23 protein-coding genes are annotated in these 26,343 nt (G+C 64.1%); 11 read left to right on the top strand and 12 right to left on the bottom strand.

All coding sequences use genetic code 11. From position 1 onward, the window contains the following. Window positions 1–178 precede the first annotated feature (178 nt). Window positions 179–1,888, top strand: coding sequence for a sulfatase-like hydrolase/transferase (locus ACQ4OD_RS08220; RefSeq protein WP_430944144.1), 1,710 nt, complete (start codon window positions 179–181; stop codon window positions 1,886–1,888). 2 nt (window positions 1,889–1,890) lie between these two features. Here ACQ4OD_RS08220 and ACQ4OD_RS08225 read toward each other — a convergent pair whose 3' ends face one another. Together ACQ4OD_RS08225 and ACQ4OD_RS08230 are read right to left on the bottom strand one after the other, a co-directional pair. Next, on the bottom strand, window positions 1,891–4,137 hold the full coding sequence (locus ACQ4OD_RS08225; RefSeq protein WP_430944145.1) for a TonB-dependent receptor: 2,247 nt from the start codon (window positions 4,135–4,137) through the stop codon (window positions 1,891–1,893). A gap of 106 nt (window positions 4,138–4,243) precedes the next feature. Beyond that, a complete protein-coding gene (locus tag ACQ4OD_RS08230; RefSeq protein ID WP_102682279.1) occupies window positions 4,244–5,191 on the bottom strand; it encodes a LysR substrate-binding domain-containing protein in 948 nt (315 codons plus the stop codon). Between the two features lie 146 nt (window positions 5,192–5,337). Between ACQ4OD_RS08230 and ACQ4OD_RS08235 the strand changes: the two genes are divergently transcribed. Together ACQ4OD_RS08235 and ACQ4OD_RS08240 are read left to right on the top strand one after the other, a co-directional pair. Then, window positions 5,338–6,714: an L-serine ammonia-lyase gene (locus ACQ4OD_RS08235; RefSeq protein ID WP_430944146.1), complete on the top strand. Its 1,377-nt coding sequence runs from the start codon at window positions 5,338–5,340 to the stop codon at window positions 6,712–6,714. Between the two features lie 90 nt (window positions 6,715–6,804). Continuing rightward, on the top strand, window positions 6,805–8,112 hold the full coding sequence (locus ACQ4OD_RS08240) for a serine/threonine transporter (RefSeq protein ID WP_430944147.1): 1,308 nt from the start codon (window positions 6,805–6,807) through the stop codon (window positions 8,110–8,112). Window positions 8,113–8,183: 71 nt separating this feature from the next. Here the strand turns inward: ACQ4OD_RS08240 and ACQ4OD_RS08245 are convergent, their stop codons facing one another. The 3 genes from ACQ4OD_RS08245 to ACQ4OD_RS08255 form a co-directional block, all read right to left on the bottom strand. Beyond that, a complete protein-coding gene (locus ACQ4OD_RS08245; RefSeq protein ID WP_102682276.1) occupies window positions 8,184–8,639 on the bottom strand; it encodes a DUF1842 domain-containing protein in 456 nt (151 codons plus the stop codon). A gap of 19 nt (window positions 8,640–8,658) precedes the next feature. Further along, a complete protein-coding gene (locus ACQ4OD_RS08250; RefSeq protein WP_139670973.1) occupies window positions 8,659–9,252 on the bottom strand; it encodes a DUF1842 domain-containing protein in 594 nt (197 codons plus the stop codon). Between the two features lie 263 nt (window positions 9,253–9,515). Then, on the bottom strand, window positions 9,516–10,193 hold the full coding sequence (locus ACQ4OD_RS08255) for a DUF3313 domain-containing protein (RefSeq protein ID WP_046857799.1): 678 nt from the start codon (window positions 10,191–10,193) through the stop codon (window positions 9,516–9,518). A 179-nt stretch (window positions 10,194–10,372) separates the two neighbouring features. On the opposite strand from ACQ4OD_RS08255, the gene ACQ4OD_RS08260 reads away from it, so the two are divergent. Next, on the top strand, window positions 10,373–10,756 hold the full coding sequence (locus ACQ4OD_RS08260) for a type II toxin-antitoxin system RelE/ParE family toxin (RefSeq protein ID WP_198754574.1): 384 nt from the start codon (window positions 10,373–10,375) through the stop codon (window positions 10,754–10,756). Then, on the top strand, window positions 10,737–11,042 hold the full coding sequence (locus tag ACQ4OD_RS08265) for a helix-turn-helix domain-containing protein (RefSeq protein WP_198754575.1): 306 nt from the start codon (window positions 10,737–10,739) through the stop codon (window positions 11,040–11,042). Before ACQ4OD_RS08260 ends, ACQ4OD_RS08265 begins: the two co-directional genes overlap by 20 nt. 10 nt (window positions 11,043–11,052) lie before the next feature. On the opposite strand, the gene ACQ4OD_RS08270 is transcribed toward ACQ4OD_RS08265, so the two are convergent. The 3 genes from ACQ4OD_RS08270 to ACQ4OD_RS08280 form a co-directional block, all read right to left on the bottom strand. Then, a complete protein-coding gene (locus ACQ4OD_RS08270) occupies window positions 11,053–12,348 on the bottom strand; it encodes an NAD(P)/FAD-dependent oxidoreductase (RefSeq protein WP_430944148.1) in 1,296 nt (431 codons plus the stop codon). 13 nt (window positions 12,349–12,361) lie between these two features. Then, window positions 12,362–13,450 carry a polyamine ABC transporter substrate-binding protein gene (locus ACQ4OD_RS08275; protein ID WP_023631637.1) on the bottom strand — a complete coding sequence of 363 codons (1,089 nt, stop codon included), beginning with the start codon at window positions 13,448–13,450 and terminating at the stop codon, window positions 12,362–12,364. A 128-nt stretch (window positions 13,451–13,578) separates the two neighbouring features. Continuing rightward, window positions 13,579–14,937, bottom strand: a complete 1,359-nt coding sequence (locus tag ACQ4OD_RS08280; RefSeq protein WP_198754577.1) for a glutamine synthetase family protein — start codon at window positions 14,935–14,937, stop codon at window positions 13,579–13,581. Between the two features lie 164 nt (window positions 14,938–15,101). On the opposite strand from ACQ4OD_RS08280, the gene ACQ4OD_RS08285 reads away from it, so the two are divergent. Both ACQ4OD_RS08285 and ACQ4OD_RS08290 read left to right on the top strand, forming a co-directional pair. Then, on the top strand, window positions 15,102–16,001 hold the full coding sequence (locus ACQ4OD_RS08285; RefSeq protein WP_139670980.1) for a helix-turn-helix domain-containing protein: 900 nt from the start codon (window positions 15,102–15,104) through the stop codon (window positions 15,999–16,001). Window positions 16,002–16,175: 174 nt separating this feature from the next. Then, complete coding sequence (locus tag ACQ4OD_RS08290) at window positions 16,176–17,579, top strand: PLP-dependent aminotransferase family protein (protein ID WP_430944149.1); 1,404 nt, start codon at window positions 16,176–16,178, stop codon at window positions 17,577–17,579. Here ACQ4OD_RS08290 and panB read toward each other — a convergent pair. Then, window positions 17,567–18,382 (bottom strand): 3-methyl-2-oxobutanoate hydroxymethyltransferase, encoded by an 816-nt coding sequence (gene panB / locus ACQ4OD_RS08295; protein ID WP_139670984.1) that lies wholly within the window; start codon window positions 18,380–18,382, stop codon window positions 17,567–17,569. The two genes, ACQ4OD_RS08290 and panB, sit on opposite strands and share 13 nt — an antisense overlap. A 167-nt stretch (window positions 18,383–18,549) precedes the next feature. After that, window positions 18,550–19,935, bottom strand: a complete 1,386-nt coding sequence (locus ACQ4OD_RS08300) for an aldehyde dehydrogenase family protein (protein WP_110699293.1) — start codon at window positions 19,933–19,935, stop codon at window positions 18,550–18,552. Window positions 19,936–20,040: 105 nt separating this feature from the next. Between ACQ4OD_RS08300 and ptrR the strand changes: the two genes are divergently transcribed. The 3 genes from ptrR to ACQ4OD_RS08315 all read left to right on the top strand — a co-directional run bounded on the left by ptrR (window position 20,041) and on the right by ACQ4OD_RS08315 (window position 22,272). Continuing rightward, window positions 20,041–20,916 (top strand): putrescine utilization regulator PtrR, encoded by an 876-nt coding sequence (gene ptrR / locus ACQ4OD_RS08305; RefSeq protein WP_102682356.1) that lies wholly within the window; start codon window positions 20,041–20,043, stop codon window positions 20,914–20,916. 99 nt (window positions 20,917–21,015) lie between these two features. After that, window positions 21,016–21,459: a carboxypeptidase regulatory-like domain-containing protein gene (locus ACQ4OD_RS08310; protein ID WP_198754581.1), complete on the top strand. Its 444-nt coding sequence runs from the start codon at window positions 21,016–21,018 to the stop codon at window positions 21,457–21,459. A 291-nt stretch (window positions 21,460–21,750) separates the two neighbouring features. Further along, window positions 21,751–22,272, top strand: a complete 522-nt coding sequence (locus ACQ4OD_RS08315; RefSeq protein ID WP_139670987.1) for an acyloxyacyl hydrolase — start codon at window positions 21,751–21,753, stop codon at window positions 22,270–22,272. A gap of 72 nt (window positions 22,273–22,344) precedes the next feature. Here the strand turns inward: ACQ4OD_RS08315 and ACQ4OD_RS08320 are convergent, their stop codons facing one another. Next, a complete protein-coding gene (locus tag ACQ4OD_RS08320; protein WP_139670989.1) occupies window positions 22,345–23,235 on the bottom strand; it encodes a universal stress protein in 891 nt (296 codons plus the stop codon). A gap of 83 nt (window positions 23,236–23,318) precedes the next feature. Further along, window positions 23,319–25,319 (bottom strand): peptidase U32 family protein, encoded by a 2,001-nt coding sequence (locus ACQ4OD_RS08325; protein WP_430944150.1) that lies wholly within the window; start codon window positions 25,317–25,319, stop codon window positions 23,319–23,321. A 74-nt stretch (window positions 25,320–25,393) separates the two neighbouring features. Here ACQ4OD_RS08325 and ACQ4OD_RS08330 point away from each other — a divergent pair, with 74 nt between their 5' ends. Then, window positions 25,394–26,341, top strand: coding sequence for an RHS repeat-associated core domain-containing protein (locus ACQ4OD_RS08330; RefSeq protein ID WP_430944151.1), 948 nt, complete (start codon window positions 25,394–25,396; stop codon window positions 26,339–26,341). Window positions 26,342–26,343 lie beyond the last annotated feature (2 nt).

Raw genomic sequence — 26,343 nt, forward strand, 5'->3', positions numbered from 1 at the left:
AACGGTGCAATGCAGCGAAATAAGCGGTCTGCGGACGATAGAGATAATCAACAACAGCTTGCGGCCTGTGCCAGATTCCGGTGTCGGTATGTCGTCGGAAATTTGACTTTTTTGCGTTGTGGTTTGTTTCACAGGTGCTACGGTTTGAGAAGAATTCCATGACCGGAGTGGTCGAAACATGCGCGGATGGGTCAAGCTTTTGCTGCTGCTGGTTTACCTGACCAGCTTTCATGGCTATTACCGTGAGCGCATAGAAGCCTTGGGTATTGGCGTGCCGCTGGTCCTTTACCTGGGTATGTTTGCGGTTTTGGCGGTGGCGCTTGTGCTGACGGCGTTCACGCGTGCGGGGTGGCTGCGCTGGGCGTTGGCCCTGATGTTCACGGTCAGCGCGATCTTTCTCGACGCTTATAACCGCATCACCGATTCGTACCTGACCTATAGCGCCTTCGTGTCCATGGTCTACGCCGGTGGTTTCGTCCAGGAGGCGCTGCAGCAATATCATTACGCCATAACCCTCGCTGCGGCACGGGCGCTGCTGTTGCTGCTGGGCATTGGCCTGCGTCCGGGGCCGACGCCGAAGTTGCCGCGCCTGTTGCCACCGTTGGCACCGCTGCTGGGGTTGCTGGCGCTGGTCGCCATCCTGTTCGTGCGGGCCGGCGAGGGCGCCCGCGGGCTGCCCGTGATGTACACGCCGCTGGCCTATCTGAGCCTGTTCACCTACGAGACCCTGCACGACCATGTCGGGCCACGTCAGCCCGTGACCCTTGCCCAATCAGGCCCGGCGATGGCGCGGGACATCGTGTTGCTGATCGACGAGAGCATCTCGGGCAACTACCTGGACCTGAACACCCCGGCCGGGGTCACCAGCCATCTGGCCCAGGCCCAACCCGGCGTGCAAATCGTCAATTTCGGTTACGCCGCGTCGATTGCCAACTGCAGCGCCGACACCAATGTCACCCTGCGCTATGGCGGCACCCGCGCCGACTATCTGCGCATCAACTCGACCCAGCCGTCGATCTGGCAGTACGCCAAGCGCGCGGGCCTGGAGACGGTCTACATCGACGGCCAGCGCACCGGCGGCAACCTGCAGAACCTGATGACCGAAACCGAGAAGCGCGATATCGACCAGTTCATCCAGTTCGACGACACCCCCGTGGTGCAGCGCGACATGGCAGCGCTGGAGCGGCTGGTGGCGCTGCTCAAGGATGGCAAGCCGCACCTGATCGTGGTGAACAAGGTCGGCGCCCACTTCCCGGTGCACGACAAATATCCAGACGACTTCCTCAAATACCAGCCCGCGTTGCCCCGGGGCCTCTACGTCGATATTGCCGACACTGGCACCCGCGACGGTTTCGATGGCCGCCCGCAGGACTGGGTGCTGTACCGCAATGCCTACCAGAACACCGTGCTGTGGAGCGTCGGTGAGTTCTTCCGCCGGCTATTCGCCGAGGCCGACCTCAGCCAGGCCGTGGTGCTGTACACCTCCGACCATGGCCAGGACCTGCATGAGCGCGGTAACCCGGGGCTGAACACTCATTGCGACAGCGACCCGGTGCCGGAGGAGGGCCTGGTGCCGCTGGTAGTGATCCAGGGGCAGGGCCTCAGGACACTGGATTGGGAAGGCAACCTGGCGGTGAACCGTAACGCCTCCAGCCACTACAACCTGTTCCCCACAATGCTCAAGCTGATGGGCTACGACGACAAGGCGGTCAGCGCGCTCTACGGGCAGTCGCTGGACATGCCGACCGACGACCCGTTCACCTTCAACGTGCGTTTCAATGCGCGGCTGGGGGCCAAGCCGGATTTCCGTCATATCGACCTGGGCCAGGTGGTCACCCCCGCCAGTGTCCTGGCGGGGCAACCGATGCCGGTAGGCAAGGCTGACTGACGTCAGAAGTCGATGCTGGCGGACACCTGCACGGTGCGTGGCGCACCCAGCCCCAGGCTGGTGAGCAGCGGCATGCCCCAGTAGGCCTTGTTGGTCACGTTTTCCACCGTGCCGCGCAAGGTCACCGGGTGGTCGGCTACCTGCAGCCGGTAGCGGGCACCGACATCGTAGATGGTGTAGCCGGGAATCGACTGGCTGTTGTCGCTGCTGATGTACTGTTTCGACACGGCGGTGGCGTTGGCGGTCAGGGTCAGTCCATCGAGCAGTGGGGTATCCCACTCCACGCCCAGCTTGCCCTGCAGTTTCGGCTGGCCGGTGGCGGTCTTGCCTTCATCCGAGCCGCTGGCAGCCTTGGTCACTTTGGGATCGAGGCGGGCCACGCCGCCCATCAGCCGCACATCGGTCAGCGGTGTGCCGAAGAAGCTCCACTCGAGCCCGCGGTTGCGTTGCTCGCCGCCGAAGGAGAAAACGTTGGTTGCGGGGTTGGTGTAGCTGCTGGGACGCTCTATCTGGTACAGGCTCAGGGTGTGGGCGAAGTCGCCGAGGTCGAGCTTGATACCGACCTCCTTCTGCTTGGACTTGTACGGGGCGAACACCTGGCCGGCGTTGGGCGCGGTAAGCGGGGCGACGGCGCCTTTGCTCAGGCCTTCAATGTAGTTGGCGTACAGCGACACTTCGTCGGTGACCTTGATCAGCACCGCTGCGGCCGGGGTGGTGGCGCTTTCGTTGTAGCGACTGGTTTGCGCGCCGGTGTCGACGTTGAAGCTGTCGGTCAGCACCTGCTGGCGGCGCACGCCCAGGGTGAGCTGCACACGCTCGTCGAAGAACGACAGGGTGTCGGCCAGGCCGTAGCTGCTCAGGCGTGACTCGGTGTGGGCGATGGCGGGGTAGCTCCTGGCGGCCTCCGGGCCCCAGACCGGGTGGTAGATGTTGGTGATCCACTCGGCACCCGGAACGTTGCGCCGGCCATAGTCGCGCTGTTTGTCCGAGTAGTGCGTGGCATTGAGCGACCACTGGTGGCCGACGCCGAAGGTGTCGAAATGGCCACGCAGGCCGGCTTCGCCCGAGGTCTTCTCCAGGTCGATCTTCAACTGGCCCATGCGCGTCTCGAAGTCGCCGGCGGTGTTGAGCACTTCTGCGAGCATGGTGCCGCTGTACTTGTAGTCGGTCTTGCTGGTGCCGGCTGAGGCATAGGCCATGAGGTTGTCGTTGAGGTCATATTCGCCGCGCACGATCACGCCCTTGTCGCGGGTCTGTACGAAACCCCAATCCGGGTTGAGCAAGGTCTCGGACTTCGGCGGTCTGGGCACCGGCACGCCTGCGGCCAGGCCGATGCCGCGGTTCTGGCCCCTGACCCGGTCCTCGCTTTCGTACAGGTCGGCCGACAGGCGCGCGCGCTCGCCACGCCAGTCCAGGCCCAGGGCATTGAGCTCGGCCTTCATGCGCTGGTGGTCGGTGGCGGTATCGCCGTCGCGGTAGACGCTGTTGAAGCGCACGCCGAACTGTTGTTCCTCGCCGAAGCGACGGCCGACGTCCAGGTGCCCGCCGAACTGCGCGTCCGACATGTAGGTGCCGGTGATCCGCGTCAGCGGTTCGGCGCCCGCGCGCTTGGGCACCAGGTTGATGCTGCCGGCCACCGATCCACCTGGCGGCATGCCGTTGAGCAGGGCGGACGGGCCCTTGAGCACCTCGATGCGCTCGTACATCTCCGGCGAGATCCGGTAGTAGGGCGCCATGCCATACAGGCCGCCAATGCTCACGTCGCTGATGTTGGAGTTGAAGCCGCGGATGGAGTAGTTCTCGCTGTAGGTGCCCTTGAGCCCGTTGCTGAAGACTGCGGGGTCGGTCGCGGCGATCACGTCGGTGATGGTCTGGGCCTGGGTGTCCTCGATGTATTTCTCGGTGTAGCTGATAGTGCTGAATGGCGTTTCCATGAAGTCCTTGTTGCCCAGCAGCCCGACCCGGCCACCCGAGGCCACCTGGCCACCGGCGTAGACCGGCGGCAACGCACTGGGGGCGTCGCGGCTGCCTTCGACCATGGTTTCGGACAGCTCCAGGCTGCCGGCGCCTTGGCCGTGGCGCGCCTTCTCCACTTCTTCCGCAGGTTCCACTGCGTGTGCCGCAGCCAGGTTCATGGCGGCACCGCCCAGCCCGAGGAGCAATGCCATGTGCACGGCGGCGAAGGTGCGATTGCAGGTGAAGTGCGGTACAGCCGGTGGATGTGCCGGGCTGACAGGTTGTTGCGACATACTGGATTCCTTTCGATTCGCAAGTAAGTGAAGGCATTCACTAGGGATTCCGAATCAGAAAGGCAAAACCTCAATGCTAATCATTAGCATTAAAAGTGGTGTTGATCTAAGTCGCCGACAGTGCCAATGGGTGCATGGCGCGAAAGCTCTGCGCTTCTTCCACCAACCAGTCATGCACCGCCCGCGCCCCAGGTTGGCTCAATCCGCCCGGTGGATACAGCAGCACATAACGCTTGTGGTTGGCGATAGGCACCCCGAACGGCACGATTAGCGCGCCGCGTTCCAGTTCGTCGTTGAGCAGGGTGCGCCGGGCGATGGCCACGCCGACCCCGGCGATGGCGGCCTCGATGGTCAGGTGGTTGCGGTTGAAGGTATGTCCGCGGCGTACGTCCAGCCCGCCGGCACCGATGCCGTCGAGGTAGAACTCCCACTCGGCGTATTCCGAGCTGCCGCGCCAGGCGGTGATGTCATGCAGCAGCGGGTAGTGGGCCAGGCCGGCCGGGCCGTGCAGGGGCGGGCGGCCGCGCAGCAGGGCAGGCGAGCACACCGGGAAGATCTGCTCGTCGAGCAGAGGCGTGGAGAGCATGCCCGGATAGCTGCCATCGTTGAGATCGATGGCCAGGTCGAAGTCTTCCGGGTGCAGCGCCTGGTTACTGTCCTCGGCCACCAGGCGCAGCTCAATGTCCGGATAGCGTTGCTGGAAACGCGGCAGGCGCGGGGTCAGCCACTTGGCCAGGAACGAGGGGATCGAGCGCAGGCGCAAGGTGCCGCGGATCTCGCCGGCGTCCAGGCGCAGCAGCTCGGCCTCGATGCTGCCGTAGGCTTCGGCCACGGTCTGCGCCAGGCGCTGGCCTTCGGCGGACAACTCGACGCCGCGAGCACGGCGCAGGAACAGGCGAAAGCCCAGGCGCTCCTCGAGCTGGCGCATCTGCTGGCTGACTGCTCCGGGAGTGATGTGCAGCTCTTCGGCGCAGCGGGTGAACGACAGATGTCGCGCCGCACAGGAGAACACGTGCAGCCAGACGAACACCTGGCCATTGAGTGGGCCTTTCATTGTTTAGTCCTGCTAAAGGCTTGTGTAGGAAGTTTCGTTGGTCAAGCTGGCCTGAGCGCGGCAGTATCGCGCAACTTGGCAATACCGCTCAAATTTTCCGGAGAGCCGTGGCGTGTCGCAGATTGCCGTCACGGTCAGGCATTAGCATGGCTATCAGTGTTTTCGACCTTTTCAAGATTGGCATCGGCCCATCCAGCTCCCACACCGTCGGCCCCATGCGCGCCGCGGCGACCTTTGCCCAGGCCCTGCGCGAGCGCGGCTTGCTGGCCCAGGTTCGCCGGGTCGAGGTACGCCTTTATGGCTCGCTGTCGGCCACGGGGGTCGGGCACGCCACCGACCGTGCCTGCCTGTTGGGGCTGATGGGCCAGTGGCCGGACCGGATCGACCCGCACAGCATCGAGCCACGCATCGACCAGCTGATGCAGGAGCACTGCCTGATGCTCGACGGCAGTCATCCAATCGACTTCCAGTACAGCCGCGACATGCGCCTGCTGGACGAGAGCCTGGCCTACCATCCCAATGCGATGACCCTGGAAAGCTTCGACGGGCAGGGCAGCCAGTTCAGCCAGACCTACTTTTCGGTGGGCGGAGGCTTCATCGTCGAACAAGCTGAAATCGATGCGCCTTCGAGCGATGAAGGCCTGGTCGAGCTGCCTTACGAATTTTCCAGCGGTGCCGAACTGCTTGCCCTGTGCAAGGCCCACAACCTCAGCGTCAGCCAGCTGATGCTGGCCAACGAGTGCGCCTGGCGCCCGGAAAGCGAGGTCCGCGAAGGCCTGTTGAAGATCTGGGCGGCGATGGGCGAGTGCGTCGACAACGGCCTGCGCAACGAAGGCATCCTGCCGGGTGGGCTCAAGGTCAAGCGCCGGGCGGCGCGCCTGCACCGCAGCCTGCAGGAGGTCGGCAAGCCGAACGTGATCGGCTCGACCCTCAGCGCCATGGAGTGGGTCAACCTGTTCGCCCTGGCGGTGAACGAAGAGAACGCCGCCGGCGGGCGCATGGTCACCGCGCCCACCAACGGCGCCGCCGGCATCATCCCGGCGGTGCTGCACTACTACATGAAGTTCAACCCCGGCGCCTGTGACGACGATGTGGTGGCGTTTCTCCTGGCGGCGGCCGCAGTGGGCATTCTGTGCAAGAAGAACGCTTCGATTTCCGGCGCCGAAGTCGGTTGCCAGGGTGAAGTGGGCTCGGCCTGCTCGATGGCTGCCGCAGGGCTCGCCGAGGTGCTTGGCGCGACCCCGCCGCAGCTGGAAAACGCCGCCGAGATCGCGCTGGAGCACAACCTCGGGCTGACCTGCGACCCCGTGGGTGGCCTGGTGCAGATCCCGTGCATCGAGCGCAATGCGATTGCCGCGGTGAAGGCCATCAACGCCGTGCAGATGGCCTTGCGTGGCGACGGCGAGCATTTCATCTCCCTCGACCGGGTGATCCGCACCATGCGCGATACCGGCGCGGACATGCACGCCAACTACAAGGAAACCTCCCGCGGCGGCCTGGCCGTCGCGTTCGTCGAGTGCTGAGAAACAGGCTCCCGCGAAGTGCCCCGCAAACCTGATTGAACCTGCAACACCCGCTGTACCTGCGACAAAAACAACTACAAGGCGATACCCATGACTGATGTACAAAGCACCACGAGCGTTCGTGCGGATTCGGCTGCCCCGGCTTCGGCCAGTGGCTCGACCACCTGGAACCGCCACGACACCACCTGGGCCCTGGGCCTGTATGGCACGGCGATCGGCGCCGGCACCCTGTTCCTGCCGATCAACGCCGGGGTCGGGGGCTTCTGGCCGTTGCTGATCCTGGCATTGCTGGCCTTCCCCATGACCTTCTTCGCCCACCGCGCCCTGACGCGCTTCGTGCTGTCCGGGCGCAAAGGCGGTAACGAGGACATCACCGAAGTGGTGGAGGAGCATTTCGGCGTGGGCGCCGGCAAGCTCATCACCTTGCTGTACTTCTTCGCCATCTTCCCGATCCTGCTGGTCTACAGCGTGGCATTGACCAATTCCCTGACCAGCTTCTTCGAGCACCAGCTACACATCGGTGCGCCGCCCCGAGCGCTGTTGGCGTTGCTGCTGATCTGCGGGTTGATGATCGTGGTGCGCTGCGGCCAGCAGATCATCGTCAAGGCCATGAGCGTGCTGGTGTATCCCTTCGTCGCCTCGTTGCTGCTGCTGGCGCTGAGCCTGATCCCCAACTGGAACGGCGCCTTCTTCGCCCAGGCCAACGAGGGCATCAGTGCCTCGAAGCTGTTGCTGACCTTGTGGCTGGCGATTCCGGTGATGGTGTTCTCGTTCAACCACTCGCCGATCATCTCGGCTTTCGCCGTCGACCAGAAGCACCGCTATGGTAATGATGCCGACCGCAAGAGTGGCCGGACCCTGGCCGCGGCCCATGTGATGATGGTGCTGACGGTGATGTTCTTCTGCTTCAGCTGCGTGCTGGCCCTGAGCCCGGCGGACCTGGCCGCGGCCAAGGCGCAGAACATCTCGATCCTGTCGTACCTGGCCAACCACTTCCAGACCCCGGTGATCGCCTTCGTCGCGCCACTGATCGCGCTGGTGGCTATCACCAAGTCTTTCCTCGGCCACTACATCGGGGCCAGCGAAGGCTTCCAGGGCATGATCGTCAAGAGCCTGCGCGGGCGCGGCAAGACATGGCCGGCCAAGCGCCTGGAGCGCGCCACCGCGTTGTTCATGCTGGTGACCTGCTGGGCGGTGGCCACCCTCAACCCAAGCATCCTCGGGCTGATCGAGAGCCTTGGTGGGCCGGTGATCGCCTGCCTGCTGTTCCTGATGCCGATGTACGCGGTACAGAAGGTGCCGGCGTTGCGCCAGTACTCGGGCAAGCTGTCGAATGTGTTCGTGGTGCTGATCGGCTTGATCACGCTGTCGGCGATCGCCTACAGCTTCATGGCCTGACCAATGAACGCGGGGCAAGCCCGCTCCCACGTGAAAGCGTGGGGGAGGACTTGCCTCGCGGACCGCTCAGGTCAGACGCTTTCCAGGTGCCTGATCGCGGCCTTCAGGCGCTCCGCTGGTCGCGGTTGATCCTGGTGGGTGATGTCCGGCGCCTTGCGCACGCGGCCATGCTGGTCGACCCAATGGCCGTTGATGAAGTAGCGGTAGCTGGCAGTGCCGACATTCCAGCCCTGGTCGAGCAGACCCTGCAGGTGGAAGGTCTGGGCAATCTGGCTGAGCGGGCCGCTAGGGCTGCCATCCAGGTGCAGGACGATCGACGGGCTACCCGCGGGCGCGAACGGCAGCTCGCTGTAGCCGCCCCACACCTTGGCGTGGAACACCTGAACCGGATGCGTGGTCTGGATGATGGAAGCCCTGCCGGTGACCTTCTTCTGCACGGTATTCACCAGCAGGTCGAGGGTCAGGATCGGTGCGCCGAGCAGCCCGTTGCTGACGTTCAGGCGGGTATGAAAAAGTCCGAAGGACATGCTGATTCTCCTTGTCTGCTCAGGCTTTCTTGGCGGCCTTGGCGGCCGGGCTTTTGGTCGAGGCAAGAGCTTGGTCCAGGGCTTTGCCCACGGCACCGCTGGCCAGATGCTTGAGTTGCGCGACATCACCGGTGGCGATCACTGCCTCCAGGGTGGCGTTGTGCAGTTCGGTCGTCAGGTCGACGTTCGCCAGTGTCTGGATGCGCTTGAGCTCCAGCACGACGGGTACGTTGTCCACCTCGATCCAGCGCTGGCCGTTGTAGTAGCGGTAGCTGGCCGTACCTTTCTGCCAGTCCTGGTCGAGAAGCGCACGCAGTTCGAACTGCTCCGGCGAGTTGGCGTGCGGTCCGCCATGGTTGCCACGTACCGTCAGCAGGATCTTGCCTTCGCTTGGCGGCTGCACGGTGAGGTAGCTGTAGGTGCCCCAGACATCCAGCCCCAGCTCCAGCGGTGGGTTGGTGGTCTGGGTGATCAGCGCGTGGCCGTTGACGCTGCGGTCTGGCGTGTAGACCAGCAGGTCGACTTGCAGGCGCGGGGCACCTGGCGCGTTGGTACCAATGAGGTAGGACACCGGGAAAAGACCTTCCGACGGTGCGAGCAGCGATTCAGACATGATTGCCTCCATTGCATTCGATGAATGACATACCGATAACCACGACTGGCGCAGGCGGGCGAAGAGGCGGAGGAGGTGGGAGACCGGGCGGGGAGAACAGGCTTGCCCGGTGCGAGCGGCTGTTGGCAGCCGGCTTGTGCAGCCATCCCTGGTACGCGGTGCCGCCTGCCTGGCAGCCCGCTTGAGTTAAGCAGGCCGGCCAGGCAGTGATGGCCTTTTTACAGTACGTCCGACGAGTGGTCGCGCATTGACCGAATGGTCACTTACTTCGCTTTCTGTTGCAGGGCCACGAAGCTGCGGCGCATGTCGCTGGCCCAGCCGTCGAGCACCGGCTTGACGTCGTTCAGGGTCAGCTGCGTGGTGTCGTTCTCCAGGTCCTTGCCACTGCCCTTGCGCACCACCTGGGCCAACACGTTCTGGCTGGCGCCATCGAGGAAGGCCGCCTCCACGGCGATGTCCACGGCCTGGTCGCGGCCACCGGCGGCGGTGTTGACCGCCGCGGCGACCAGGGCGATGGGGATCACTTCATAGGGTTTGAGGCCTTCGGTGCTGGTGGAGACCGCGGTGATCGCCGGGCGCACCACGATGGTATTCGGCCCGGGCTCCTTGACCAGGGTAAGCACACTGCCGAGTTCGCGGCGCATCGCTTCGTTGAAGTAGCGGGTGATCTCTTGCAGGGTCTGCGCCGAGATCACGTTGGTCGGTTGCGGCTTGGGGTAGAACTGGCTCGGTTCGATGAACACCTTGGTGTACTGGCTGGCCTTCACGTCCGGGTCGATCCAGCGCATCACCGGCGCGCCGGAGACGCTTTCGGCCGGCTTCAGGCGGCTGTAGTCCTTGAGAAACCCGGAATAGTCCTTGGGGTCGACACGGTTGCTGGAGCAGGCAACCAGGGCCAGCAGAGCAGCGCACAGCAGGGTGGTGCGAGGCAGGTGCTTCATGATGACGAGGTCCATGAGGGAAGGGGCCAGGACAACGCTAGCAGGTGGTGGGCCGAAGGCCAGCGTTCGGGCTGTCGACAGTTGCCGTTTCCCACCGATCAACCTGATTGGGCTGACTATCCATTCATCACTGAAAGTGGAAAAGTATGCCCTTTACGGGTATGTTTAGAGTGCCGATCATGGATGTCTACAAGCGTAGGGAGTTTGCCCGCTGGCAAGCCAGGGAGTGCTTGCCGGACCACCTGCTCTGCCGAGCAGTTGCAGAAATGCAGAGTGGGTTGGTTGACGCGAGTCTTGGCGGTTTATTATTCAAGAAGCGCATTGCTGGCCTTTGCAGTGGCAAGCGGGGTGGTTACCGCACGCTACTGTCGGCTCGTATAGGCGATCGATATGTGTTCTTGCATGGATTCGCCAAAAGCGACCTGGCCAATGTCACGCCGGCCGAGCAAAAGGCCCTGCAGTTTACCGGCAAGGTATTTCTGGAATTATCACCCCACGCCCTGGCCAAGGCATTGGGTTGCGGGGTATTGATGGAGGTCCACTGTGACCAGCAAACTCATTGAGTCATTGCGTGCCGACCTGTCGGCCCTGGAACAGGCCGGTGCTGTCGGCAAGGTTACACTTAGGGACTTCGAGGCGATCTGCCCGGCTCCGGTGCGAGCGTTCACTGCCCAGGACATCCGCGACCTGCGTGAAGCCCTTAACTTCAGCCAACCGGTGTTCGCCCTGCACCTGCACACCAGCGCATCGACAGTGCGCAAATGGGAGCAGGGCGAAACACGCCCGGCCGGGCCGGCCTTGAAGCTGCTGAACATCATTGCCGACAAGGGGCTTCAAGCCATCCTTTGAAGGTGGGCCGTCAGCCCAGTGCCTCGCGCAAGCGGTACCACAGCATCCCCAGTGCCAGCAGCGGCGAGCGCAGTGCCTTGCCGCCGGGGAAGGTCAGGTGCGGCACCGCGCGAAACACATCAAAGCCATGGCTTTGCTCGGTGGCAATGGCCTCGGCGAGCAGTTTCGCGGTCCAGTGGGTGACGTTCAGGCCATGCCCGGAGTAGCCCTGGGCATAGAACACGTTGGGGTGTTGGCTGAGCCGGCCTACCTGGGGGAAGCGGTTGGCGGTGATGCCGATCATGCCGCCCCACTGGTAGTCCAGGCGCACCTCGGCCAGTTGCGGGAACACCTTGAGCACCTTGGGCTGCATGTAGGCGCCGATGTCCTTGGGGTCGCGCCCGGAATAGTGGCAGGCACCGCCGAACAGCAGGCGGTTGTCGGCGGTCAGGCGGTAGTAGTCCAGGCCCACTTTCTGGTCGCACAGCGCCATGTTCTGCGGGATCAGCGTACGCGCCAGGCCTTCAGGCAGTGGCTCGGTCGCCACCACGTAGCTGCCGGCCGGCAGCACCTTGCCACTCAAGCGTGGCTCCAGTTCGTCGAGGTGGGCGTTGCAGCCGAGTACCAGGCTCTGCGCGCGCACCTTGCCGCGGGCGGTGTGCAGGGTCACCGTACTGCCATGTTCGATGCGCAGTACCGGGCTTTGCTCGAAGATGCGCACCCCCAGGCCATGGGCGGCGTGGGCTTCGCCCTGGACCAGGTCGAGCGGGTGCAGATGGCCCGAGCCCATGTCGACCAGGCCACCGGCGTACAGGTCGCTGGCGACGATCTCGTGCATGCGCTCGGGGCCGACCAGGCGGGTCTCATGCGGGTAGCCCAGTGTGGCGAGGTCGCGTTGCTCGTCCTCGAATGCGGCGAACTGGGCGGGGGTGTTGGCCAGCTCGCAGAACCCCCAGCGCAGGTCGCAGTCGATGCCATATTGCGCGATACGGCGGGCGACCAGGGCCACCGAATCGATCCCGGCCTGCTTGAGGTAGCGCACGCCGTCCTGGCCGACATGGCGGGCAAAGCCCGAGACGTCATGGCCGATGCCGCGGATCAGTTGCCCGCCGTTGCGCCCGCTGGCGCCCCAGCCAATACGGCGGGCCTCCAGCAGGATCACCGAGAGGCCGCGTTCGGCCAGCTCCAGGGCCGCGTTGACCCCGGTCAGGCCACCGCCGACCACGCAGACATCGGCCTGCAGGTCCTGGTCGAGCGCGGGGTAGGTCGCCGCCTGGCGCGCCGAGGCGGCGTAGTAGGAGGCAGTGTGTTCAGTCATGTGGGGCATGGGTGGGCTCGACTCAGCGGTTGGACTTGATCTTGCTCCAGGAGCGGGTCATCTGCCGCAGGATCGGCGGGCTCTGCATGGACGAGACATACAGTTTGTCCAGCACCTCCTGCGGCGGGTAGATTTCGGGGTTGTCGACCAGCGCCGGGTCCATGTCGGCCTTGGCGTCGGGGTTGGCGTTGGCATAGCCGACCGTGGCACTGACCTTGGCGATCACCTTGGGGTCGAGCAGGTAGTTGATGAAGGCCAGGGCCTGCTCGGGGTTCTTGGCGTCCTTGGGGATGGCCAGCAGGTCGAACCACAGGTTGCTGCCTTCCTTGGGAATGCTGTAGGCGACCTTGACGCCGTTGCCGGCCTCTTCGGCGCGGTGCGCGGCCTGCAGTACGTCGCCGGAGTAGCCGAAGGCGATGCAGACATCACCGTTGGCCAAGTCCGAAACGTACTTGGAGGAATGGAAGTAGGTGATGTACGGGCGCAGCTCCAACAGGCGGGCCTCGGCCTTCTTGTAGTCATCGGCCTTCTCGCTGCGCGGGTTCATGCCCAGGTAGTTGAGCATGGCGGGGTAGAGCTCGTCGGGCGAGTCCATGAACGCCACGCCGCACTGCTTGAGCTTCTTCAGGTTCTCGGCTTCGAACAGTACGGCCCAGGAGTCGATCCTGTCGATGCCCAGCACCGCCTTGACCTTGTCGACGTTGTAGCCGATGCCGTTGGTGCCCCAGAGGTACGGTACGGCGTACTGGTTGCCCGGGTCGTTCTGCTCCAGTTGCTTGAGCAGTTTCGGGTCCAGGTGCCGCCAGTTCGGCAGCTTGCTGCGGTCCAGCGGCAGGAACGCGCCGGCCTGAGCCTGGCGCGCGAGGAAATGGTTGGAGGGCACGACCACGTCGTAGCCGGTGCGCCCGGCCAGCAGCTTGCCCTCCAGGGTTTCGTTGGAGTCGAACACGTCATAGACCACCTTGATCCCGCTGCTGGCCTGGAAGTCGGCCAGGGTGGTGTCACCGATGTAGTCGGTCCAGTTGTAGACGCTCACCGTCGGCTGGGCCTGGACGGCCGCGCCGAACAGCAGGGCGAAGGTTGCGGGGATCAAAGCTTGCGGATGACGCATGTCGACACCTCGTTGGTCTTGTTTTTCGAGTTCGGTGGTGTAGGGGCTGCTTTGCAGCCCATCGCCGGCAAGCCGGCTCCCACAGGCATCTTGGTTCTGCCGTGGGATCTGGCCTGCCAGAAAGCGGATCAGACGCTCAACAGCAGGAACTCGCGCTCCCACGAACTGATCACGCGCTTGAAGTTTTCATGCTCGGCACGCTTGACCGCGACGTAGCCCTGGACGAACTGCTGGCCGAGGTACTGCTGCACCTTTTCGCAGTCTTCCATGTGCTGCAGCGCGTCCTCGATGGTGATCGGCAGGCGCAGGTTGCGCCGCTCATAGGCGCGGCCCTGTACCGGGGCGCTGGGTTCGAGTTTCTCGACCATGCCGATGTAACCGCACAGCAGGCTCGCGGCGATGGCCAGGTAGGGGTTGGCGTCGGCGCCCGGCAGGCGGTTCTCCACGCGCATCGCTTCGGGGCTCGACGTTGGCACGCGCAGGCCGGCGGTACGGTTTTCCTCACCCCATTCGACGTTCACCGGCGCCGAGGTGTCAGGCAGGAAGCGGCGGAACGAGTTGACGTTCGGCGCGAACATCGGCAACAGCTTGGGGATGTACTTCTGCAGGCCGCCGATATGGTGCAGGAACAGCTCGCTCATGCTGCCGTCGTCATTGGCGAAGATCGGCTTGCCCGTGGCGATGTCGACCACGCTCTGGTGCAGGTGCATGGCGCTGCCCGGTTCATCGGTGATCGGCTTGGCCATGAAGGTGGCGGTGACGTTGTGCTTGAGCGCCGCCTCGCGCATCGTGCGCTTGAATACGGTGATCTGGTCGGCCAGGTCCAGGGCGTCGCCGTGGCGGAAGTTGATCTCCATCTGCGCCGGGCCGTCTTCATGGATCAGCGTGTCGAGGTCCAGACCCTGGATTTCACACCAGTCGTAGACGTCCTCGAACAGCGGGTCGAATTCGTTGGCGGCATCGATGGAAAACGACTGACGGCCACTTTCGGCACGGCCCGAGCGGCCCAGCGGCACCTGCAGCGGCAGGTCCGGGTCCTCGCAGCGCTGGGTGAGGTAGAACTCCATCTCCGGCGCGACGATCGGCTGCCAGCCCCTGTCGGCGTACAGCTTGAGCACCTTCTTCAGTACGTTGCGCGGCGACAGCTCGATGGGGTTGCCTTGTTTGTCGAAGGTGTCGTGGATGACGATCGCGGTCGGTTCGATGGCCCAGGGGATCTGGTACACCGCCGTGGGGTCGGGGCGGCAGACCATGTCGATATCGGCGGCGTCGAGCAGGCTGTAGTAGATGTCGTCGTCGACATAGTCGCCGGTGACGGTCTGCAGCAGCACGCTCTCGGGCAGGCGCATGCCGCGCTCGTGGAGGAACTTGGCGGTCGGGGCGATCTTGCCGCGGGCGATGCCGGTCAGGTCGCTGATCACGCATTCGACTTCGGTGATCCGGTGTTCTTTCAGCCAGGTGGACAGCTGATCGAAGGGGGCGTTCATACAAACCTCTTGGTTGGGTAGTTGTGGTGGGACGCAAGGCGTTCAGTGCCGAGGGGCACTTCCCACAGGTGACGCTGAGGACTATCTTGGTCGCTGCCCCCCAGGGTGATCTATCCACTTTCTTCGGCAATTAATGCACCAAAAGAGTGCAACTAGGACAGCGCGTGACAACGCCAACCGCCTTGCAGGTCCAGGATTACCGCACCACCGATGTGACCGAACAGACCCGCGTCACCCCTGGCTGGCAGCAGCAATACCGGCAGATGTCGCCCGGGCATTTCAACGGCCAGCTGCGCTGGCTGGGCCTCGATGGCGTGGAGGTCTACGAGGAGCGTCTGAACACCCGGGTCGAGCAGTTCTTTCGCGCGCCCAGCGGCGCCCTGGCGTTCTGCTTCGACCGCAGCGAAAACAGCCTCTATCTGCTCAATGAAGACAGCCGCAATATCTGGATCACCCCGGAGAACTACCAGGAAGTGGCGGTGGTGTTCGAGCAGCCGTTTTTGGCCAGCCACGGCCTCGACCTGGACCGCCTGCGCGGTCTGTTCATGGTGCCGCTGACCTGCCAGCAGAACGCTTTGTTCGGCAACTGGCTGAGCGCCACGCTCACGCAGCTGGGACAGGCCGATTGCCCGCTGGAGGGCGGGGCGCTGGGCGAGCAGTTGCTGGAGGACTGCCTGTTCATCCTCGACAACGCCGGCCAGCGCCTGCAGGGCGAGGCGCTGGGGCGGCGCGACGAGGAGCGGGCGATCATGCGCCGGGTCAGCGAGTGGGCCGCCGACTGCCCCGACGAAACCCTAAACCTGCTGCAGCTGGCCAAGGTCGCCGGGGTTTCCGTGCGTCAATTGCAGCAAGCCTTCAAGGGTTTCACCAACCTGCCACCGGCGCATTGGTTGCGCCTGCGTCGTCTGAACGGCGCGCGGCGCGATCTGCTGGCCGGTGACGCGACCGTGGCCGAAGTGGCGATGCGCTGGTCGTTCTGGCACCTGGGACGGTTTTCCGAAAGTTACCGGCAGCTGTTTCGCGAACTGCCGAGCGAAACGCTCAAGCGGCGACGGGCAAGCTAGGGTCTGTAGCAAATGTGTCTGCGCGAAGGCCAGACAAGGCGAAACGGGGTGAGGAAGCGGAATGTACTGGCGTACATGAGCATTCCGAGCGAGTGCAGATACATTTGGTGCAGAGCCTAGGACAGTGCGGCAAAGCTTGCTAGTGTGCCTGCCGCAGTTTATCGGAGGACCGGTATGGACACCGCGCAGACGCCCCGTTTCACCTACCAGAAAGTCCACCGCTACCTGAGCGACTGGCTTGATGCCCGCGCACCGGAGCTGGCGCATCGGTTGCCCTCGCTGCGCGATGTCGCCCGGCACCTGAACGTCTCGCTGTCGTCCAGCAAACAGGCTTTCGCCCTGCTTGAAACCCAGGGGCGGATCCAGGCACGCCCCAAGATTGGTTACTTCAGCGTGGCCGGTGCAGCATCGTCGCGGCTGCCGCCTGCGCTCAGCCTGATCGACTGTTTGTATGCCAGCGCCCGGCAACCGGGCATGCTGGCCTTGAGCAGCGACTCCCCGACCATGCTGGCGTCCCTGGAGGGGCCGTTGCTGAGTGTCGAACGCGAGCTGCTGCGCCAGTTGCCCCGTGCCGACGCACCACCGTTCGCGCCCTTTGGCGAACCGGCGCTGCGCGAGGCCCTGGCCCGCCGCTACAGCCGTGGCGTGGATGATCATTGGCAGGCCGACCAGGTGTTCGTTGGCGCCGATTGGCGCAGCGTGTTCGAGCTTGCGCTGCGCACACTGCTGCCACGGGGGGCCTGGGTACTGGTCGAGTCGCCTTGCTCCTGGCTGGTCCTGCGGCTGCTGCAGGCGGCGGGGATGCAGATCGTCGAGGCACCCCTTGGCGCGGACGGTAGCTTCGATCTGCAGGCCGTGGCGCGAGTATTCAGCGAAAAGCCGATCAGGGCGGCGGTACTGTCCTCGACCGTCAACATACCCCAGGGCGGCGTGATGCCGATCCAGGATAAACAGCACCTGTGTGCCCTGTTGGCCGAGCACCAGGCATGGCTGATCGAAAACGACAGTTATGGTGCGCTGTGCGAGGCTGCGACGGGCCAGCGCTACCGTGACTATGCCGACCCAGAGCGCTTGCTGGTGCTGGCCGGCTTCGACAAGTGCATCGGCGCAGAGGCGCCGTTCGGCTACCTGTTGTGCCGTGGCGCGACGCCGAGCCTGGCCCAAGCCTTTCTTGCCCAGGGCTTTCGATTGCCGAGCTATCGGCAACAGGCCGTTGCCCGTTTGTTGAGCTCCGGACGCCTGGCTCGGCACCAGGGCCAGCTGATCCGGCATCTGGCACGCAGCCGGCAGCGCATGGCGCAGTTGCTTGAGCGTCACGCCGCCGACTGCCTGCGCCTGACGATGCCCGTGGCGGGCGCCACGTTCTGGCTGCAGGCGGTGCGCCCGGTAGACATGCAGGCCGTGTGCAAGCAGTTGCTGGATCAGGGCGTGGTGATCGTGCCGGGGGCGTTGTTCAGCCAGGCTGGGTTCTGGTGCGACCATCTGCGGCTGAGCTTTACCGTCGATTGGCAGCTGGACATCGAAGCTGCGCTGGTCAAGCTGGCCCGGGCGATCCGTCAGGCACCTCAGCTGCCGTAGCAATGCTCGCGTTCAGGGAACTCACCCTGACGCACTTCATTGGCATAGCGGGCGCAGGCTAAGCGGATGACTGTCGACACGTCGGCGTACTGCTTGACGAACTTCGCCTTGCGCGGCCCGCTCAGCCCGAGGAGATCCTCGGTGACCAGGATCTGGCCATCGCAGGCCGGGGAGGCGCCGATACCGATGCAAGGCTGCCGACTTTCTTCGCTGATTCGTCGGGCCAGTGGCTCGGCCACGCCCTCGAGCAGCAGGCTGAAGGCGCCGGCGGCCAGGTTGGCGCGCGCATCGGCATGGATGGTGGCGGCGCTTTCCTCGGTCAGCCCTTGTGCCTTGTAGCCGCCCAGGACATTGACGAACTGCGGCATCAGGCCGACGTGGGCCATCACCGGAATACCCCGCTCGACCAGGAACGCCACCGTGGCGGCCAGTGCGCGGTTGCTTTCCAGCTTCACCGCGTCGCAGCCGGTTTCGGCCAGTACCCTGGCGCAACTGCGCAGTGCCTGTTCAGGGGACTCCTGGTAACTGCCGAACGGCATGTCGGCGATCACGCAGGCGTGCTGGGTGCAGTCGACCACGGCACGGGTGTGGCTGATGGTTTCGTCCAGCCGCATGAACAAGGTTGAGCGCCGTCCATAGGCGACCATGGCGGTCGAGTCGCCCACCAGGATGAAGTCCACCAACGGGTCGATCAGGCGAGCGATCGGCGTGCTGTAGGCGGTGAGGGCGACGATCTTCTGCCGGCCCTTCATGGCGGCCAGTTCAGGGACGGTCAGGCGACGGGTGTCGGGTTGCAGGCTCATGGGTACCTCCGGTTCGCTGGGGAGGTGCTCGATTATTCGTGTATGGGAAGGGGATTCAAGATACAGGATCGGGCCGATTTGCAGCCCAGTTGCGCATGGCCAGGCGGCAACGTCAGGTGCGGGGCGGCTGGAGCCGCTCCCGCAGCGGTGGTAACGGGGAGCGGGGATCAGTTGCGATCCAGCCACACCGTCTGGGCATTGGTGAACTCGCGCACGCCGAAGTGTGACAGCTCACGGCCAAAGCCACTTTTCTTCACGCCACCGAACGCCACGCGGGGGTCGGATGCGCAGTAGCCGTTGATGAACACGCCGCCGGTGTCCAGCGCAGCGGTCATGCGCTCGGCCAAGGCATAGTCGGCGGTGTAGATGGTTGCGGCCAAGCCGAATTCGCTGTCGTTGGCCAGCGCCACGGCGTGGTCGGCGTCGCGGGCGCTGATGATCGCCGCCACCGGCCCGAACAGCTCCTGTTTGAACGCGGTCATGTCCGGGGTGACGTTGGCGAATACAGTCGGCTCGTAGAAGTTGGCCGCACCCTCGACCTTTTTGCCCCCCAGCAGCAGGGTGGCGCCTTCGGCGAGGGTCGCCTGGACCTGGCCGTCGAGTTCATCGCGCAGGTCGTAGCGGGCCATCGGGCCGATGTAGGTGGCGTCGTCCAGCGGATTGCCGACGGTCAGCGCACGGGTGGCCTCGACGAACTTGTGGGTGAACGCCTCGACAATGCTTTCTTCGACAATCAGGCGCTTGGCCGCGGCGCAGACCTGGCCGGTGTTCTGGTAGCGGCCGATCACGGCGGCCTTCACCGCGGCATCAAGGTCGGCATCGGCCAGTACGATGAACGGATCGGAGCCGCCCAGCTCCAGCACGCACTTCTTCAGCGCCGCACCGGCTTGCGCGCCGATGGCCATGCCGGCGCGCACGCTGCCGGTCAGGGTGATGGCGGCGATGCGCGGATCGTTGATGGCGCGGGTGACGCCCTCTGGGGTGACATTGAGCACTTCGAACACGCCCTCAGGCAGGCCGGCGCGTTTGAACAGGTCGGCCAGCAGGTAGGCGCTACCCATCACGTTGGGCGCGTGCTTGAGCACGTAGGTGTTGCCCGCCAGCAGCGCCGGCACCGCGCCGCGCAGCACCTGCCAGACCGGGAAGTTCCACGGCATCACGGCGAGGATCGGGCCAAGCGGACGGTATTCGATACGGGCCTTTTCGATCTGGGTCGGCTCCGGCGCGAGCATGGCCGGGCCGTGTTCGGCGTACCACTGGCACAGGCCGACACACTTGCTGACTTCACCGCGGGCCTGACTGATCGGCTTGCCGATCTCGCGGGCGATCATCTGCGCGAAGGCCTCGGCGTTGGCCTGCAGGGCCTGCCCGAGCGCGACCAGGTACTCGCTGCGCTGACCCAGCGACACTTTGCGCCACTGGCTGTAGCCGGCCTTGGCGCGTTGCAGCGCCGCGTCCAGTGCGGCGTCGGTGTCGAAGGCGTAATGGCCGATCCGTTCGCCGCTGTAGGGGTCGACGGAGATGGCGTGGGTCAGGCTGCTGATCTCGCTCATGGCAGGACTCTCATTGTTCTGATGGGGTGAGCGCAGACTAGTGGTGGCGCGCTTTAATGAAAACTGAATAATAATGAGCGAAACATTCACGTTTGGAGAATGACTGTGGACCTGGTGCAACTCGAGATGTTCAAGGCCGTGGCCGAGCACGGCAGCATCAGCGCCGCCGCCCAGCAGATCCATCGGGTGCCGTCGAACCTGACCACCCGTATCAAGCAGCTGGAGGAGGACCTGGGTGTCGAGCTGTTCATCCGCGAGAAGAGCCGCCTGCGCCTGTCACCGGCCGGCTGGAACTTCCTCGAGTACACCCGGCGCATCCTCGATCTGGTACACGAGGCACGCCTGACCGTGGCGGGGGAGGACCCCCAGGGCACTTTTGCCCTGGGTTCGCTGGAAAGCACCGCCGCGGTGCGCATCCCGGCCTTGCTGGCGGCCTACAACCAGCGCTACCCGAAGGTCGACCTGGACCTGTCCACCGGGCCGTCGGGGACCATGCTCGAAGGGGTGTTGTCCGGGCGCCTGGTGGCGGCTTTCGTCGATGGACCGGTGCTGCACCCGACGCTGGAAGGCATGCCGGTGTTCGAGGAAGAGATGATGGTCATCGCACCGCTCAACCACCCGCCCGTGACCCGTGCCCGGGACGTCAACGGCTCGAGCATCTACGCCTTTCGCGCCAACTGCTCGTACCGCCACCATTTCGAAAGCTGGTTCATTCATGACCAGGCGGTGCCGGGCAAGATCCACGAGATGGAGTCGTACCATGGCATGCTCGCCTGTGTCAGCGCAGGCGCAGGCCTGGCGATGATGCCGCGCAGCATGCTCGAAAACATGCCGGGGTGCAGCACGGTCAGCGCCTGGCCGATGGCCGAGGATTTTCGCTACTTGAAGACCTGGCTGGTGTGGCGACGGGGGACGGTGTCGCGCAGCTTGAGCATGTTCATCAAGTTGCTGGAGGAGCGTCGTGAGCTGCCCTTGTCTTGAGGGCAACGCCTCGCGGACTAACGGTGCGTCAACGGGCGAACCCGAGCCCCGGAAAACCCTCCAAATTGTGTAGACCATCCCACCAGGGAGGAATGCACCATGCGCACTCACCATTACGGCCTTTGCGCCGCGCTGTTGCTGGCATTGGCCATGCCTTGGAACCTTGCAGCGGCCACCGACCTGAATACCCCCATCGATCCGCAGGGCGTGCAATTGCAGCCCCAGGAACAGAACGGCATCCGCTACCTGCAGGGCGGTATCGGCCAGGATGAAGCCGATGCCCTGCGCCGCACACCCGGCTACGACCTGCACATCACCCTCTCGACCGGTGCCGAAGGCAAGTTCCAGAGTGGTGCCGCGGTGGATATCCAATCGGCCCAGGGCCAGTCGGTACTGACGTTGCAGGACGTCGGTCCGTTGATCTTCGTGCAATTGCCCCCTGGGCACTACCGCGTGGTCGGCAATGCCGAGGGCCAGACGGTGCAGCAGCAGGTGACGGTGGACGGCAAGGCGCCGGCGCGGGTTGATCTCAATTGGCGGTAAGTTTCCTGTCGCGGGGCGAGCGACGCCCAGGCAGCGCCGATTGCTGGGTGAACACGAGGAAGCGGAATACGACTGAACCAATGGCGAGCACCCAATGTCCTTTAGCCAATAGTGGCAAATCACTTCCCACTATCAGTACATTCTGACAATAATCAAAGAAGTATTACCGCTTGTAACCCTTGTACAGTCTGGGGGTGCCAATGCAGGAAAAACGAGGGGCGTAGCCTCCATCGACGCAGGGACGCGCATTTCGCGGCCCTGTCCGTGAAGACCATCAGGAGAAAGTCATTGATGAAAACCCGTCTGGCCACAACGTTGGCCGTTGCAGTGCTGGCACTCGCCGGCGCCAACCTGGCCCAGGCCGCGCAGATGTCTGGTGCCGTGGGCGCCACTGGCCAGGGCGACATGACCTACCGCATCGGCCTGTCCTTCGATTGGGACAAGAAATGGCTGGAAAGCAGCACCGGGCACCTGACCGGATACTGGGATGCGGCCTACACCTACTGGGAAGGCGGCGAGGCCAGTGGGGCCCACTCGCTGTCGATCAGCCCGGTGTTCGTCTATGAATTCAGTGGCTTTACCTACACTCCGTTCATCGAGGCGGGTATTGGCCTGGCGGCGTTCTCCAAGACCGACGTGGGCGACCAGCGCCTTGGCTCGTCGGTGAACTTCGAGGACCGGATCGGTTTCGGCCTGAAGCTGCCGGCGGAGCAGAAGATCGGCATCCGCGCCATGCACTACTCCAACGCCGGGCTGAAGCAGCCTAACGACGGGATCGAGTCGTACTCGCTGTTCTACAGCAAAGCGTTCTGATCCTGTACTTGCGCTCCACCGCGGAGCAGCCCCGCTTCCACGCGCTGGAAACGGGTTTGCCCCGCGATGACTTCAGCGCACCGCCTTGATCGCCAGCACGTTGCACAGCGGATGCTCCATCACATGCGCCGTTGTGCCGCCGAGAAATGCCTGCAGGGCATCGTGACGGTGATTGCCCATGACGATCACATCGACCCGGTTGGCGGCAATGTACTGGGTGAGCGCCTTGACCGCCGGCCCTTCGAGGAAGTGACGGCGGTCAAGGTCGATCTGGTAATGGTCGCCCAGGCGGTTGAAGGCCGTGCGCTGGGCCGTGCGCACGCTGGTGTCGAAGCCAGGCATGGTCACGGTGCCGGCACCGAAGTCGGCGATATGGGTCCTGGCCGCATCGCACACATGCAACAGGTGCAGTTCGGCGTTGCATTGCAGAGCCAGGGCATGGGCGCTATGGATCACCGCGTCGTCCAGGTGCTCGCCGGCGCCATGGCAGTTGAGGTCGACCGCTGCGGCGATCTGCCGGGGCAAAGGCAGGCGGATGTCGCTGACCAGGTGCACCGCCACCGGGCTGTCCTTGAGCAGTTGCCAGTCCAGCGGGGTGACCAGCAGGCGCTTGAGGATGGGTTCGTGCTGCACGTCCTTGACCAGCAGGTCGCAGCCCAGCCGCTCGATCTGCGCCAGCACGCTGCCCAGCGGATCACGGGTCAGCAGCAGTTCGGTAGAGACATCCAGGCCGGCATTGCGCAGCTGCTCGGCCTCGTCGGCCAGCCACTGGCGATTGTCGTCGAGCAGTCGCTCGCGTTCGCGGCTGTCGCTCATCAAGCCAAAGGTGTCGACATCGTCGACGAAGACGTTGAGGTCCAGCAGTGCCCCGCTGGACTCGGCCAATGCCGCGGCGCGCTGCAGGGCAGGCGTATGGCGCATCTGCGGGCCGAGCATGACGAACAATCGCTTGAACTGGCTCATCTCACACCTCCACGTGTGGCAGCCCCCTGTTCAGTCTAGACCCGCCGCCGGTGAAGTCTGTTGGAGCGACGACGGGTCATGCCTCAGTGCGGCGCGCGCGGGATGGTCTTGAGCAGGTCTTCGGGGCTGATGTGCCCGACCACCTGGGCCACCGCGCTGCCTGGTGTCGGCAGGTCGATGATATGGCTCTTCATCTTGCCGATCACATGCATCTCGCAAGGCTTGCAGTCGAACTTCAGGGTAAGCACTTCATCGCCCTGGATCAGCTGCATCGGCGCCACCTTGGTGCGCACGCCGGTCACGCCCTTGGCCTGCTTGGGGCACAGGTTGAAGGAGAAGCGCAAGCAGTGCTTGGTGATCATCACCGGCACCTCGCCGTGCTCTTCATGGGCCTCGTAAGCGGCATCGATCAATTGCACACCGTGGCGGTGGTAGAAGTCGCGGGCCTTCTGGTTGTAGACGTTGGCCAGGAACGACAGGTGGGATTCGGGGTACACCGGCGCTGGCGTGGTCTCGGCCTTGCGACCGCCACGCGGGTGGGCCTTGACCCGTGCTTCGGTCAGCGCTTCGATGGCCTCGCGACGCAGGGCCTTGAGCTGCGAGTTGGGAATGAAGAACGCCTGGGGCGCATCGAGTTCGATGGCGTTGGCGTGGTACATCGTGGTGCCCAACTGGCCGAGCAGGTCGTGCAGTTGCTCGAGCGCCTGTTCCGGCTTGTTGGCGGCACCGAACGGGCCGTCCAGGGCGACCTGCACGCTGACGCCTTCCTCGCTGCTGAGGGTCAGCATCAGGCGCTGCTCACGCAGTACGGCATGCCATTCGACACCCACCCGGCGCTCGGACGACGTGCGTTGCAGCGCCTGTTGCCAGTTGTGGTCGAGGTTGCGCGAAAGCGGATGGTTGGGGCGCAGCTTGTACAGGCCCTCGGGCATCTCGTTAGGCTCGACGCGGTAGCGGTAGCGCTTTTGGCCGTCCTCCTCGGATTCACTTTTCAGCTCGGCGATGTTGGCGCGGAAGCCCACCACCTCGCGTTTGACCAGCACATTGAGGCCGTCGCCGTTGGTCAGCGGGACATCGGTGGTCACCAGCAGGTCGCGCTTGCCGACTTTCTCGACCACGCCCACCGGCAGGCCAGTGAAGGTTGGGGAATCGAAGGCGCCGATGTCGATCTTGCGGTCGCTGACAAAGTAGTCGGTGCTGCCACGGTGGAAGGTCTTGTCCGGGTCCGGCACGAAGAAGTGTTCGGTGCGGCCACTGGAGGCGCGAGCCAGCTCAGGGCGGTCCTCGAGGATGGCGTCGAGCTCCTTGCGGTAGTGGGCCGTGATGTTCTTCACATAGCCCATGTCCTTGTAACGGCCCTCGATCTTGAACGAGCGCACGCCGGCATCGACCAGGTCGCGCAGGTTGGCGGTCTGGTTGTTGTCCTTCATCGACAGCAGGTGCTTCTCGAAGGCCACCACGCGGCCCTGGTCGTCCTTGAGCGTGTACGGCAGGCGGCAGGCCTGGGAGCAGTCGCCGCGATTCGCACTGCGCCCGGTCTGGGCGTGGGAGATGTTGCATTGGCCGGAGAAGGCCACGCACAGCGCGCCGTGGATGAAGAACTCGATGGCCGCGTCGGTCTCGGCGGCGATGCTGCGGATCTGCTGCAGGTTGAGCTCGCGGGCCAGCACCAGCTGGGAGAAGCCGGCCTGGTCGAGGAACTTGGCCCGCTCCAGGGTGCGGATATCGGTCTGGGTGCTGGCATGCAGCTCGATCGGCGGGATATCCAGCTCCATCACCCCCAGATCCTGCACGATCAGCGCGTCGACACCGGCGTCGTACAGCTGGTGGATCAGCTTGCGTGCTGGCTCCAGTTCGTTGTCGTGGAGGATGGTGTTGATGGTGGTGAACACGCGGGCATGGTAGCGCCGGGCGAACTCGACCAGCTCAGCGATTTCGCTGACCTCGTTGCAGGCGTTGTGGCGTGCGCCGAAGCTCGGGCCGCCGATGTAGATGGCGTCGGCGCCGTGCAGGATCGCCTCGCGGGCGATGCTCACGTCACGGGCAGGGCTGAGCAGTTCCAGGTGGTGCTTTGGAAGGGACATGTCGTTATAGGTTCGGGCTGTCACGGTAAGGCAGGCATTGTAGCGGTGAATCGGGGCGGGGGCATCCATAACCGATGAACTTGCCCAAACGGTGGGAGAGGGCCTGGCATTTTTGTCAGTTATGCGTGCGGCGCGATAGTGATAGCGTCGGGTCCAAAATCGTTCTGCAAAAAGGTTATGCGATGACTTCCGGCCGTTTGTCCGTGATCGACCAGCAGCGATCAGTGCTGGGGAGCTCCAGCCTGCCCAGGGCTTACACACCGCATGGGGCCTTTCCTGATAAGTGTGGAGCCGTTTTGGCCTATTGCGGCCAGGCCCGTGATTCACTGACGGGGCATTACCACCTGGGCAATGGGTATCGAGCCTTTAATCCTTTGCTCATGCGGTTTAACTCGCCCGATCGATTGAGTCCGTTTGCGGCGGGGGGCTTGAATGTCTACGCGTACTGCATGGGCGACCCTGTCAACCGGAACGATCCTACGGGGCGTATCGCGACGTTGAACGTAGCGTTGTACACAGCTGGCGGGTATGCGTCAGGAAAGTTGCATGAGCACTTGCTGACCCTTTGGAACATGTTCAGTTACAAAGTGGACAGAGCAAAGGCACTGAAACTGGATCCAGCAGCGGCCAGGGATCTTCCGGCGCTTTCCAAAAGGGATGTAGGACAGGCTGTATTCGGTGCGCTCACCAGTACTGTTGCATTTGGTGTTGCGGCAGGCGGTACGTACCGCGAGCTTCAGATGAGTGCCAAGGCTGCCGACATCAGTCCAGGTGCGTCTGGCGTATCTGATCCGTTTGGGGAAATCGTTCTACCGGTTCTCAATCTTCTGACCGCTGGCGCCTCCAAAATGAGCGATGCCATGGCTGGGGACTTGAATGGGAAGTACAAAGCACTTGCTCGCAAGGGCTCGGAGAAAGTCGAGGAGTTGAACGGTAGAGGGGAGTCTATAAGACAACCTGATGGTGCCTCACAAGCAAGACGAATTAGTCGGCCGAGCACCCTGACTGAAAGTTCGGTTTGAGG

It is taken from the genome of Pseudomonas sp. WC1, from assembly GCF_050586565.1.
Classification (GTDB): Bacteria; Pseudomonadota; Gammaproteobacteria; order Pseudomonadales; family Pseudomonadaceae; genus Aquipseudomonas.

What these genes read in the sequence shown, in the direction of transcription:
- ACQ4OD_RS08220 (WP_430944144.1), top strand. Translation starts at nt 179, where the DNA reads ATGCGCGGATGGGTCAAGCTTTTGCTGCTGCTGGTTTACCTGACCAGC.
- ACQ4OD_RS08225 (WP_430944145.1), bottom strand. Translation starts at nt 4,137, where the DNA reads ATGTCGCAACAACCTGTCAGCCCGGCACATCCACCGGCTGTACCGCAC.
- ACQ4OD_RS08230 (WP_102682279.1), bottom strand. Translation starts at nt 5,191, where the DNA reads ATGAAAGGCCCACTCAATGGCCAGGTGTTCGTCTGGCTGCACGTGTTC.
- ACQ4OD_RS08235 (WP_430944146.1), top strand. Translation starts at nt 5,338, where the DNA reads ATGGCTATCAGTGTTTTCGACCTTTTCAAGATTGGCATCGGCCCATCC.
- ACQ4OD_RS08240 (WP_430944147.1), top strand. Translation starts at nt 6,805, where the DNA reads ATGACTGATGTACAAAGCACCACGAGCGTTCGTGCGGATTCGGCTGCC.
- ACQ4OD_RS08245 (WP_102682276.1), bottom strand. Translation starts at nt 8,639, where the DNA reads ATGTCCTTCGGACTTTTTCATACCCGCCTGAACGTCAGCAACGGGCTG.
- ACQ4OD_RS08250 (WP_139670973.1), bottom strand. Translation starts at nt 9,252, where the DNA reads ATGTCTGAATCGCTGCTCGCACCGTCGGAAGGTCTTTTCCCGGTGTCC.
- ACQ4OD_RS08255 (WP_046857799.1), bottom strand. Translation starts at nt 10,193, where the DNA reads ATGAAGCACCTGCCTCGCACCACCCTGCTGTGCGCTGCTCTGCTGGCC.
- ACQ4OD_RS08260 (WP_198754574.1), top strand. Translation starts at nt 10,373, where the DNA reads ATGGATGTCTACAAGCGTAGGGAGTTTGCCCGCTGGCAAGCCAGGGAG.
- ACQ4OD_RS08270 (WP_430944148.1), bottom strand. Translation starts at nt 12,348, where the DNA reads ATGCCCCACATGACTGAACACACTGCCTCCTACTACGCCGCCTCGGCG.
- ACQ4OD_RS08275 (WP_023631637.1), bottom strand. Translation starts at nt 13,450, where the DNA reads ATGCGTCATCCGCAAGCTTTGATCCCCGCAACCTTCGCCCTGCTGTTC.
- ACQ4OD_RS08280 (WP_198754577.1), bottom strand. Translation starts at nt 14,937, where the DNA reads ATGAACGCCCCCTTCGATCAGCTGTCCACCTGGCTGAAAGAACACCGG.
- ACQ4OD_RS08290 (WP_430944149.1), top strand. Translation starts at nt 16,176, where the DNA reads ATGGACACCGCGCAGACGCCCCGTTTCACCTACCAGAAAGTCCACCGC.
- panB (WP_139670984.1), bottom strand. Translation starts at nt 18,382, where the DNA reads ATGAGCCTGCAACCCGACACCCGTCGCCTGACCGTCCCTGAACTGGCC.
- ACQ4OD_RS08300 (WP_110699293.1), bottom strand. Translation starts at nt 19,935, where the DNA reads ATGAGCGAGATCAGCAGCCTGACCCACGCCATCTCCGTCGACCCCTAC.
- ACQ4OD_RS08310 (WP_198754581.1), top strand. Translation starts at nt 21,016, where the DNA reads ATGCGCACTCACCATTACGGCCTTTGCGCCGCGCTGTTGCTGGCATTG.
- ACQ4OD_RS08315 (WP_139670987.1), top strand. Translation starts at nt 21,751, where the DNA reads ATGAAAACCCGTCTGGCCACAACGTTGGCCGTTGCAGTGCTGGCACTC.
- ACQ4OD_RS08320 (WP_139670989.1), bottom strand. Translation starts at nt 23,235, where the DNA reads ATGAGCCAGTTCAAGCGATTGTTCGTCATGCTCGGCCCGCAGATGCGC.
- ACQ4OD_RS08325 (WP_430944150.1), bottom strand. Translation starts at nt 25,319, where the DNA reads ATGTCCCTTCCAAAGCACCACCTGGAACTGCTCAGCCCTGCCCGTGAC.
- ACQ4OD_RS08330 (WP_430944151.1), top strand. Translation starts at nt 25,394, where the DNA reads ATGAACTTGCCCAAACGGTGGGAGAGGGCCTGGCATTTTTGTCAGTTA.